Here is a 9,819-nt window from a genome sequence, read left to right as displayed (position 1 = left end):
TTGTCATGGCGAGAAAACGCACTTTTCGAGTAACAAAAAGAACATAGCATTAACACTATCAATAATCTAAATTGTACGCTTATGAAAAAGAAATTACTCTATCTTGTGTTCGTGGCCTTAACGGCTATGACAGCAAGCTTGTTGTCGTTAACATCATGTAGTAAGGACAATGATAAGGATGAAGAGGCTGCATCTGTTGCTGAACTTCAAGCAAAGTTCGTGGGCGAATGGAAGGCCTTGGGGCTTTTTGATGAAAAGGGAGAGAAAACGAGTGGAGCAGCGGATATTCGTTTGATATTTCAAGCTGATGGAACTCTGATAACTTTGCTTAACGGAAAAGAAAATGATCGTGAGAAATGGAAAGTGAAAGTTGATGGAGATAAGAGATACTTGTACATGGGCATTTTGAGGTTTACTATACTTTCCTTAAACCAAGATGTTTTCGACGTGCAGTATTTCCCAATGGTCTTCAATAGATACCAAAGGGTAAAGACTGCTGCTCCTCCTAAGAAATAAGCCCATTTATAGATAACGAAGGTGCATTCTAAGTACGCAAACATGCAAAACGCACCTGTTGTACCGATTAACACCTCGTGGTTTAGTAGACAGCTTGCCACTAATAGAGGGTTAACTTGTTCGCTGGTGGGACGTTTTGTGACCATGCAACTGCATGGGTTACGCAAAATCAGTTCTAATAAGGGATAGTCTTACCTTGCAATGCGTAAGTGTTCTACGGTGTGAACTGGTTTCGATCATCGTGTTTGGCCATGTTTTCATAGACCGAGAGGTCTAGTTTGTGGCCGTATTTTGTTTCCAAAGCCCGTATGTCTTGCAGGGTCTTGGCGAGGAAAGCCTTGTATTCTGCGCCGTCGGGATTGAAGGGTTTATGGCTTAATGCGGCTTGCAGGGGTTGCCATTCTTTTAAAAAGGCGTGGGCAGAGAATGAGAGATAAGCATCGGCAAAGCGTTGCCAGATGTATTCCACAGCCTGTTCAGAGGGATGGAGCATGTCGGGAGCATAGAAACGATAATCGCGCAGCTCGTCGTTCATTAGCTCGTAGGCGGGAAAATACGTTGTACAATCGGGACGAAGGCCAAGCAAACGGTGCGTGGCCAAAAGCAGTGTGGCCTTTGATAAGCCGCTAGCCACAAAACCGTATTTGGCATAACGGATGGGGCTGACCGTGAGAATAATCTGCACTTGCGGGTTGCGCTCCTTCAAAATGCCGACGGCTTGGTTCAAGAAATCCACACATTCGTCTACCGATAGCTCCTTTTCCTCAAAAAGCTTTTGGGGTAGCTTGCGGCAGTTGTCGGCTATTTCGCCCGTCTCTTTCCAACAATAAACATGGTTTGTGCCCAACGTAAAGATGGCCACAGCAGGACTTTCGCCGCAACGTTCCACTGTATGCAGAATACTTGCGGGGTTGTACATCACGCCGTAAGGGTTGACTGTGGCCCGAAATTGGGCATCGACAAACCGTTTGCCCATGTTCTGGGCGAAGCACGAGCCTACAAGGAGTATGCGTTCGAAGGGTGGAATGTCGAATTTGGGCTGGGGGATGGTTACGGGAGTTTGCAGTTGCATCATGTTGAACGGTTTGCTTCTGTTGTGTTGTCTACCTCAATATAAAGGACGAGTACGCATTAATTGCACGGCTGTTGGGGCATGTTCGTGCATCCTGATGGGTGAGGTTATATGGTGGTAGGCCTGTATTGGGCTATGCCACGAGTGGATATTGGGAACTTTTGCTCTTGTTGTATATAAGGTGCAACGGGGTGAAAGGCGGGCGAAAAAGGGCTATGGGCGAAGTTGCCGACTAGTATTTGCGAAGCACTAGACAAACGGGTTTACCTAGATTGATGCGCTTTCCCGTGTCGGCGAGTAGCCCCGTGTTGGCGTTTCGCTCGAAAATCTGTATCGTATTATCGTCACGGCAGGCAACAAGTAGATACTTGCCGTTGGGTGTTATGGTGAAGTTTCGGGGATGAAGTCCCGTTAGTTGGTAGCCCACCTTGGTGAGCATGCCCGTTTGTGGGTTGATGGAGAAGATGGCAATGCCGTCTTTTTTCAAGCGATGCGAGGTGTAGAGAAACTTGCCATCGGGACTAATATGTATGTCGGCACTACCTCGTCCGCCACCTTCGTCGGCCATTAGCGATTGAATTTCGGTCAATTCCCCGTCGTTATAGCGCATAACCACGCATGTTCCGCCCAATTCGTTGATGAGATAGAGATACTTTCCGCCCTTGTCTAACGTGATGTGGCGCGGTCCTTCACCACGTTTTACTTCGTAGACCACCTGGGGGTTGGTTAAGATTTCCGTTCCGTTGGGTGAGAAATTAAATCTGTGTATGCAGTCGTTACCCAAGTCGGTGGCCAAGAAATACTTGCCATCGGGCGTGGGAAGTCCACAATGGATGTGCGAAACGGCTGCCGAATCGCGTCCGCTAAATCGCGTCTGTTGGGCAGTTCCGTGCAGTCTGCCTTGTTTGTCGAGCTTAAACGCACTGATGTCGCCACCCGAATAGTTGGCCGTTATTAGGCAATGCCCATCGGTGTAGAGGTTGCAAGGGTCGCTACCTGGTCGATTTTCGGGGTCGTTGAGCCTGTCGCCTGCCTTGGTAGAGACGAAAGTGGGGTTTGAAAGACGCCCCGTTTTCGGGTTGTAGTCAAAGCAATACGCCCCTTGTCGGCCATCGTTGAACTCGCTCACGGCATACAATCGGTTGCCGTTTGGCGACAAAACCACGAATGAGGGATTGCCTGCCTTGACCGAAGACCGAAGTGAGAGGTGTCCTGTTTCTTGGTTGAAGTGGAACACATAAATACCTTCCGAAGGACTATCTTCGGTGTAAGTGCCAACAAAGAGGGTGAGTTGTGCAGACGATTTGCCTTTGGCGAAACCGCAAAGCGACAATGCCGAGAGGACAAGGGAAAGCAAAGGGTGGGGATGGAGCATGAGAATGGTGAATAGTGTGGGGTTTGAAATGCTGTTACTGCGGAGAGCTTAATGCTGCTTTTGCACAGCCATAATGAAAGGTGGGGTGGGGGAAAGCCCCCTTGTCTGCTTGTAATTGGCAGCACATCACTTTTAAATATGAAACTAACGACAGGTGGGAAGCACCCTTGTCTGCCTGTAATTGGCGGCGAAAGAAGGGACAAAGCTTTTCGCTCATGGGCAGTTGACTCTGTGATTGCGTTCTGGCAAGGTGCCAATTGGCATCGCCGAACGCCTGTTCAGGTGGATTACTCGATGATTTCGCTCAGTGGTTGAAGAACAAATTGACGTTCGTTCATGTGTGGGTGCGGTATCACGAGGTCGGGTTCGTTCACGTGCAGGTCGTCGTAAAGCAAGATGTCGATGTCTATTGGGCGGTCGTGGTACTGTCCATCAGTGCTTTTTTGGGTGCGTCCCAATGCGCGTTCGATGTCTTGTGTGGCCTTCAACACCTCTCTTGGCGACAGTGATGTTTGGCTACATACAGCCGCATTGATGAAGGTGTTGGCCGAGTTGAACCCCCAAGGGGTGGTTTCGAGCAGAGCCGATTGGCGCACAACGGGGCCAATCAGCTCTGATATTTGTTGGATGGCTAGCTTGATATTGCCTTCGCGGTCGCCCAAGTTAGCCCCAAGACTCATGTAAACCTTATGTTCGTGCACGGCTGTTAGTCGTTGAGAATGAGCAATGCGTCGCCAAAGCAGCCAAACTTATACTCGTTTTCTACCGCCAGACGATAGGCTTCCATCACGAGATCGTAGCCTCCAAATGCCGCTGTCGACATCAGCAATGTGGAGAGTGGGTGATAGAAATTGGCCATCATCGTGTCGGCTAGTCCGAAGTCGTAGGGCGGGAAGATAAAACGATTGGTCCATCCCGTGTACTCTTTCAGCATCCCGTCGGTGCCGACGGCCGTCTCAGTGGCTTTCACCACGCTCGTTCCGATGGCGCAAACGCGTCTGCCTTCTGCTTTGGTCTTATTCACGATGGCGCATGCTTCTGCCCCAATGTGCATTGATTCGGAATCAACTTTGTGCTTGGTTAAGTCTTCCACTTCAATGTCGTGGAAGTTGCCCAATCCGCAATGCAGCGTGATGAAAGCCGAGTTGATGCCACGAATTTCCATTCGTTTAAGCAGTTCGCGACTGAAATGCAGCCCTGTTGCAGGTGCGGTTACGGCTCCTTCGTTGGCCGCGTAGATGGTTTGGAAGTCTTCCATGTCTTCTTCCGTGGCGTGGTGGTTCTCGCGTTTGTCGATAATGTAGCGTGGCAGGGGCGATTCGCCGAGGGCGAAGAGCGAGCGTTTGAATTCATCGTGGTCGCAGTCGTAGAGAAAGCGCAGCGTGCGTCCGCGGCTCGTGGTGTTGTCAATCACCTCGGCCACCATTGTTCCGCTGTCGTCGAAAAATAGCTTATTGCCGATGCGTATTTTGCGTGCAGGCTCCACCAGAACATCCCAAAGGCGCATCTCTTGGTTGAGTTCGCGTAGCAAGAACACCTCAATCTTGGCATCGGTCTTCTCTTTCATGCCGTATAGGCGAGCAGGGAACACCTTGGTATCGTTGAAAATAAACGTGTCTCCTTCGTCGAAATAGTCTATCACGTCGCGGAATTGCAGGAAGTCGCCCTTTACTGGCTTTCCTTTTTTGTCTTTACGAAAGAGGTCGATGGTGCCCGACTTCTTGTGGAGTACCATCAGTCGGCATTCGTCGCGGCGTGTCAGTCGCGACATTTCTTTTTCTCCCTTTTCGTTTTTTATCTCGTGATACACGCTGTTGGGATACAGGGCGATTAGCTCTTGCGGCAGCTTGAAGTTGAATTGTGATAGCTTCATGTTGATGTTTTATATTGTGGAGGGGTTGTTACTTAATGAGTTTACAAGTTGACGAGTTGACGAGTTTACAAGTTGACGAGTTGGTGAGTTAACCAGTTAACGAGTTTGCAGGTTCACAGGTTCTCAAGTTAACGAGTTCTCAAGTTTACAGGTTGACGAGTTTACGAGTTTGCAAGTTCACAAGTTTACGAGTTCACAAGTTTACAAGTTTACGAGTTTGCAAGTTCACAAGTTAGCGAGTTAATGAGTTAACAAGTCCGTTTCGCTCTCTGCAACTAAATTATTGGCTTTGCTCCTGACTACTTCCTTACTACTTATTACTTACTCCTTACAACTTTGCTCCCTTTCTCCTTACTCCTCTACTCCTACTACCTTATTCCTAAGAAAGGGAGTTCTCGATATCTTGTTGGTCGAGCCATTCCTTAAAGAAATCTAGTTGTAAGCAGTTCTCTACGCGTATGTCGCCCACCCTTGTACGTCGCAAGGCGGTGAGATATGCGCCACTTTGCAGTGCTCGTCCCACATCGCGCGCCAAGGCTCTGATGTACGTACCCTTGCCGCAGACCACGCGGATGGTGAGTTGCATTTGGCTTGGGTCGAAGTTCAGCACTTCTATTTCGTCTATTCGTAGCGTCTTTGGTGCCAGTTCCACGTCTTTTCCCTTTCGTCTAAGGTCGTAGGCGCGGTCGCCGTTCACCTTTACGGCACTGTATGTTGGCGGAACTTGTTGTATCTGGCCCACAAACTGTTGTAGGGTGGTGTCGATAGCCTCGCGAGTGATATGGCTTGTTTCGAAAGTCTCGTTAACAGGATGTTCCATGTCATAACTAGGTGTGGTGGCACCCAATTGCAGTGTGGCCACATACTCTTTGGTGTGGGCTTGTAACTCTGCAATACGCTTTGTTGCCTTACCCGTACACAGCACCAATACGCCCGTGGCAAGCGGGTCGAGTGTTCCTGCGTGCCCAATCTTTACGCGCTTAACGCCAAGACGCCGCGACAGCAGGTATCTTACTCGTGCCAATGCCCCGAAAGAAGTTATCTCGTAAGGCTTGTCAATACAGATAATCTCACCTTCTTGAATGTTCATTAGTCTACCATTGCTAGTGAATTACCTGCGAGCAGCCAAGCTAAGATGGCGCCACCCACGATGATGCGGTACACACCAAAGGCGCGGAAACCGTATTTGGTGAGGTAGGCGATAAAGGCTTTGATGGCAACGAGTGCCACAACGAAAGCCACCGCACTTCCTAGAACCAGCGTTCCTACATGGCTGGCAAGCATAGAATAGTCGCCAGTCTTATGCATGTGGAGGAAAAGTTTCAGCAAATCGAGGCACGTCGCGGCGAACATGGTTGGCACGGCGAGGAAGAACGAGAACTCGGCAGCGTCTTTTCGCGTGAGTTTTTGTGTCATACCGCCTACGATTGTGGCCATGGAACGCGACACACCAGGTACCATCGCGAGGCATTGGAATACGCCAATGGCGAACGCACGGCGTGTGGTGAGCTTTGTTTCGGGCGAACCGTTGCCGAAAAGCTTATCGCAGAACAGCATAAACACGCCGCCCACAACGAGCATAACGGCCACCACCATCACGTTTCCCAGCAAGGCATCAATGTACTTGTTGAAAAGTCCGCCGATAATCATCGCAGGGATGAAGGCAACGAGCAGCTTATAGTAGAAGTCCCACTTGCGCAATGTGCGTTGAACAGGCGTAAGTCCTTCGGGAGGCGTGGAGTGGTCGAGCCTAAAAAAGCGTTTCCAATAAAGCACCACCACCGCGAGGATGGCCCCAAACTGGATGATAACGTCGAAGGCTTTCACAAACTCGTCGCTATGGATGCCCAGCAGGGCTTGTGTAATAATCATGTGGCCCGTAGACGATACGGGGAGAAACTCGGTGAGTCCCTCCACGATGGCCACGATAATGGTTTGCAATATGTCCATGTCGTGTTACGCCTCTTGTTGCTCTTCCTGCTGCTCTTTCGGGTCTTTGGGTTTGCGTATCACTGCGTAGATGATGGAGATGAAACCAATAAAGCACACCACGGGGGCGACTTTGATGCGTGTGGCACTGAAAATGTCGGGGTTGAAAGCGGTCTCGGTAGAGCCGGGTCCGCTCATCAGTATTAGTCCCAATAGCACAATTGCCATGCCCACGGCTAACAAGATGAAGTTCATCTTGTCGAAAGCGAAGTTCTTTTTATCCATGTTTGTTGTATTCGTATTTGTGTGTTGGCCATGTCGCGTGTGTTGGCGTAGTGCGACAGTGACCTCAACATTGATGTTTCGATGTTTGTTTACACCATATAATTATAATGTGTGGCGTGCGTTAGGCGGATGTTTTTTCCGCTTTGTTCGGTCGGTGCACTCCTTATTTATATATGGTGGCGATTGTTCAAAGCAAAGTGTCGGCCGTTTCTTTCGGTCGAATTACACCTTAATTATATATGGGCAGCGTGTGCCTTACCTTGCAATCTATTATATTTTATACAGTTCGCCAGCCTTCATACGCAAAAATCGGTTCACCGAAATGTATGCGCAAATGGCGGTGATGAAGATGCCGAAGAGCAGTACGGCACAGCCCGTTATGGCCAATACCTGCCAAGTGATGATGCTCAGCATATTCTCTTGGTAGCGATAAAGCCCGTACACACAACATGCCAGCACCACAATGGCCAACAAGGCGGCCACAATACCCACGCCGACGGCTTGCTTAATGAAGGGACGGCGGATGAATCCCCACGACGCACCAACTAGTTTCATGGTGTGTATGGAGAAACGGCGTGCGTATATGCCCAGGCGAACGGTGTTATTGATGAGCGAGAACGACACGAAGGTGAGCAGTGCGGCCAGTGCCAACAGCACCAAAGATATTTTGCTTAGGGTACTGTTCACGTCCTCAACCAGTTCGTGTTGATAAGTGATGTCGGCCACCTTGGGATAGGCTTTGAGTTCTTTCGAAATCCAATTAAGCGAGTCGTTATTGGCGTAATCGCCTTTAAGGGTTAGCTCGATGGATGCCAGGAACGGGTTGTCGCCCCCAACAAATTCGCTGGGGTCGCTGCCCATAGCGGCCGTTTGTTCTTTAAGGGCCTGCTCTTTACTGATGAAGGAGAGGCTCTTTATGTACGGGCGCGCCTGCAAACGTGTGCAAAGGCGTTGCGCTTCGGGGTTTGTTAGGTCTTGGTCGAGCATCATGGTCACTACGAGGTTCTCCTTTACGTAGTTGGTAAGGTTACGTGTGCTGAATACCGAGAGCACTATTATGCCCAGCAAAATAAGCACCAGTGCGGTGCTTATGCATAGCGTTATTACCTGCAACCCGTAGCGGCTGCGGGCTTTGTTGTGTTTCTTTCTCATTTTAAAATGGCACTATTACACCGAATTTCCTGCAAAGTAACGAAAAAAACTCTAACTATACAATGTTTTTAACGCTTATTAGCGAAAAATGGGGTATAGGGAAGGCAGTGCGATGGTGTAGGTGCATTAGGCTTGTTGCATCTAATTGCCCAGAGAATGCCGTTGGGAAGAGCAAAAAAAACTTTGCAGTAGCTAGAAAAAGTTTTAAATCTGTTTGCGTTAACCTTTGGCGGTAGGCTAAAAATGTGTAACTTTACTTTTGCTGTCATTGTCGGTCGTCCTGCTGATGTAATCGCAGGTGTCCACGAATAGTTTCTGCCGGTGAAGTGGTATTGACTTTTCTCTTTCTTATACCTGCACTTTCCAAATCGACGTACACGTCGCTATTGGATTTTTTGGTGTTTTCTTTGGGGTTTTACCGATTGCTTGAACGAAAAGTGTTATCTTTGCCATTGGGAGTAGGCGAGGTGATATTCATCACTAAGATAAAGCTTATTCTTGGCGTTACTTCTTTTTAGTAAAAGCGTTTAGGGCAACAATGAATTAAACAAACAGTATTCATAAAAAGGTGGATACCATTAGAAAATGGAAGAGGTGTATTATTTAAAAGAGATAGAAAGAATTAAATCTATTTTAGAAGATTATTATAACGAAGATTTTAATTCAAATGAGGAGGACTTTTATGTAAACAAATCCAATAAAGAACTGATAGAGAAACTGATTATAAATGTAAAACGTGATGATGAAATACCTGTTTCCAACAAAAGTTACCTAATCAAGGAAGCACTTGTACTCTTAGCAAAGAATACTGGGTGCGCAGAGGATGAGGCTATTTCTGAAGAAATATTAAGCAGATTATTTGTTACGCAGACAATCGTTCAGCAGGATATTGAGTATTACTCTAAGCTAAAGTCTACCAGAAGATGGATTTAATTTTAAAATCGCTAGCAGGCTCCACGCCGGCAAGGCGAGCGGATGGACTGCACATGTTCTCTGAGTTGTCCACACAATGGTGTGTGCGGACTTGTTGTGTCTTTGTTGCACCGCTCGACAGCGACAAGCAAAAGGTGAAAGTTGGAAATACGCTCCGCGCTTTCTACACAAGGGGCAGTGTAACTGGCTGAACAACGAGTAGAAATAACTAAAAATGGGACATATGAAAGAGGAAGTATATGAAACCGTCTTAACTTTTAATCTTTCTATAGATTGAGCGGAGTTTGTTGTCTTTGTGATGCCAACACAAGGCAAATACTACTCATCATATACGAAGTACAGGATTAATCAACCCGCGGGCTTATAAACGCATCAATAGCCAACAACTCCTGAATTCATCAACTTACAAACTCACAACTCATCAAGTCATCAACTAGCAAGCTCACTAACTCCCCAACCCCCGAATACATCTACTCTCTAACTTACAAACTCTCCAACTCACAAGCGCATCAACTCGCAAACCTTACTAACTCCCCAGCTCCCGAATATATCTTCTCCCCAACTCAAAAACTTAAATTATTACGCCAGTTCGGGATAAGAAAGTTCCCTAAAAAGTTGGTAATCTCACTATTATTTTGTAGCTTTATAGTTGAAAATCAATAACTTACAAACATATATAGCGAT

At 47.7% G+C, this 9,819-nt stretch carries 11 protein-coding genes; 3 read left to right on the top strand and 8 right to left on the bottom strand.

The annotated features are described in order from the left end of the window. The first annotated feature begins 81 nt into the window (after positions 1 to 81). Positions 82 to 516: a hypothetical protein gene (locus HMPREF2955_RS13585; protein ID WP_070723955.1), complete on the top strand. Its 435-nt coding sequence runs from the start codon at positions 82 to 84 to the stop codon at positions 514 to 516. Positions 517 to 730: 214 nt separating this feature from the next. Here the strand turns inward: HMPREF2955_RS13585 and HMPREF2955_RS13580 are convergent, their stop codons facing one another. From HMPREF2955_RS13580 to HMPREF2955_RS13545, 8 genes are all read right to left on the bottom strand, one after another. Then, entirely contained in the window at positions 731 to 1,588 is an 858-nt protein-coding gene (locus HMPREF2955_RS13580) for a GSCFA domain-containing protein (RefSeq protein ID WP_070723974.1), read from the bottom strand. A 232-nt stretch (positions 1,589 to 1,820) separates the two neighbouring features. Continuing rightward, positions 1,821 to 2,963: a lactonase family protein gene (locus tag HMPREF2955_RS13575; protein ID WP_070723954.1), complete on the bottom strand. Its 1,143-nt coding sequence runs from the start codon at positions 2,961 to 2,963 to the stop codon at positions 1,821 to 1,823. Positions 2,964 to 3,250: 287 nt separating this feature from the next. Then, positions 3,251 to 3,643: a 2-amino-4-hydroxy-6-hydroxymethyldihydropteridine diphosphokinase gene (folK, locus tag HMPREF2955_RS13570; RefSeq protein ID WP_070723953.1), complete on the bottom strand. Its 393-nt coding sequence runs from the start codon at positions 3,641 to 3,643 to the stop codon at positions 3,251 to 3,253. A gap of 26 nt (positions 3,644 to 3,669) precedes the next feature. Then, on the bottom strand, positions 3,670 to 4,836 hold the full coding sequence (gene queA / locus HMPREF2955_RS13565) for a tRNA preQ1(34) S-adenosylmethionine ribosyltransferase-isomerase QueA (protein WP_070723952.1): 1,167 nt from the start codon (positions 4,834 to 4,836) through the stop codon (positions 3,670 to 3,672). 379 nt (positions 4,837 to 5,215) lie between these two features. Then, positions 5,216 to 5,926, bottom strand: a complete 711-nt coding sequence (gene truB / locus HMPREF2955_RS13560) for a tRNA pseudouridine(55) synthase TruB (protein ID WP_070723951.1) — start codon at positions 5,924 to 5,926, stop codon at positions 5,216 to 5,218. After that, on the bottom strand, positions 5,926 to 6,786 hold the full coding sequence (locus tag HMPREF2955_RS13555) for an undecaprenyl-diphosphate phosphatase (protein WP_070723950.1): 861 nt from the start codon (positions 6,784 to 6,786) through the stop codon (positions 5,926 to 5,928). Before HMPREF2955_RS13555 ends, truB begins: the two co-directional genes overlap by 1 nt. 6 nt (positions 6,787 to 6,792) lie before the next feature. Further along, positions 6,793 to 7,050: a DUF3098 domain-containing protein gene (locus HMPREF2955_RS13550; RefSeq protein ID WP_019187267.1), complete on the bottom strand. Its 258-nt coding sequence runs from the start codon at positions 7,048 to 7,050 to the stop codon at positions 6,793 to 6,795. Between the two features lie 270 nt (positions 7,051 to 7,320). Next, the gene (locus HMPREF2955_RS13545; RefSeq protein WP_019187266.1) at positions 7,321 to 8,202 is read right to left on the bottom strand and encodes a cell division protein FtsX; all 882 of its coding nucleotides are present in this window, start codon (positions 8,200 to 8,202) and stop codon (positions 7,321 to 7,323) included. 585 nt (positions 8,203 to 8,787) lie between these two features. On the opposite strand from HMPREF2955_RS13545, the gene HMPREF2955_RS13540 reads away from it, so the two are divergent. Next, positions 8,788 to 9,135: a hypothetical protein gene (locus HMPREF2955_RS13540; protein ID WP_019187264.1), complete on the top strand. Its 348-nt coding sequence runs from the start codon at positions 8,788 to 8,790 to the stop codon at positions 9,133 to 9,135. Then, positions 9,126 to 9,326 carry a hypothetical protein gene (locus HMPREF2955_RS15985; protein ID WP_139145569.1) on the top strand — a complete coding sequence of 67 codons (201 nt, stop codon included), beginning with the start codon at positions 9,126 to 9,128 and terminating at the stop codon, positions 9,324 to 9,326. Before HMPREF2955_RS13540 ends, HMPREF2955_RS15985 begins: the two co-directional genes overlap by 10 nt. The last annotated feature ends 493 nt before the right edge of the window (positions 9,327 to 9,819 follow it).

This window comes from Prevotella sp. HMSC073D09, assembly GCF_001814145.1.
Taxonomy (GTDB): Bacteria; Bacteroidota; Bacteroidia; order Bacteroidales; family Bacteroidaceae; genus Prevotella; species Prevotella conceptionensis.
The sequence above is the reverse complement of the archived record's forward strand: the minus strand, read 5'-3'. Positions and strand labels throughout refer to the sequence as shown.

What these genes read in the sequence shown, in the direction of transcription:
- HMPREF2955_RS13585 (WP_070723955.1), top strand. Translation starts at nt 82, where the DNA reads ATGAAAAAGAAATTACTCTATCTTGTGTTCGTGGCCTTAACGGCTATG.
- HMPREF2955_RS13580 (WP_070723974.1), bottom strand. Translation starts at nt 1,588, where the DNA reads ATGCAACTGCAAACTCCCGTAACCATCCCCCAGCCCAAATTCGACATT.
- HMPREF2955_RS13575 (WP_070723954.1), bottom strand. Translation starts at nt 2,963, where the DNA reads ATGCTCCATCCCCACCCTTTGCTTTCCCTTGTCCTCTCGGCATTGTCG.
- folK (WP_070723953.1), bottom strand. Translation starts at nt 3,643, where the DNA reads ATGAGTCTTGGGGCTAACTTGGGCGACCGCGAAGGCAATATCAAGCTA.
- queA (WP_070723952.1), bottom strand. Translation starts at nt 4,836, where the DNA reads ATGAAGCTATCACAATTCAACTTCAAGCTGCCGCAAGAGCTAATCGCC.
- truB (WP_070723951.1), bottom strand. Translation starts at nt 5,926, where the DNA reads ATGAACATTCAAGAAGGTGAGATTATCTGTATTGACAAGCCTTACGAG.
- HMPREF2955_RS13555 (WP_070723950.1), bottom strand. Translation starts at nt 6,786, where the DNA reads ATGGACATATTGCAAACCATTATCGTGGCCATCGTGGAGGGACTCACC.
- HMPREF2955_RS13550 (WP_019187267.1), bottom strand. Translation starts at nt 7,050, where the DNA reads ATGGATAAAAAGAACTTCGCTTTCGACAAGATGAACTTCATCTTGTTA.
- HMPREF2955_RS13545 (WP_019187266.1), bottom strand. Translation starts at nt 8,202, where the DNA reads ATGAGAAAGAAACACAACAAAGCCCGCAGCCGCTACGGGTTGCAGGTA.
- HMPREF2955_RS13540 (WP_019187264.1), top strand. Translation starts at nt 8,788, where the DNA reads ATGGAAGAGGTGTATTATTTAAAAGAGATAGAAAGAATTAAATCTATT.
- HMPREF2955_RS15985 (WP_139145569.1), top strand. Translation starts at nt 9,126, where the DNA reads ATGGATTTAATTTTAAAATCGCTAGCAGGCTCCACGCCGGCAAGGCGA.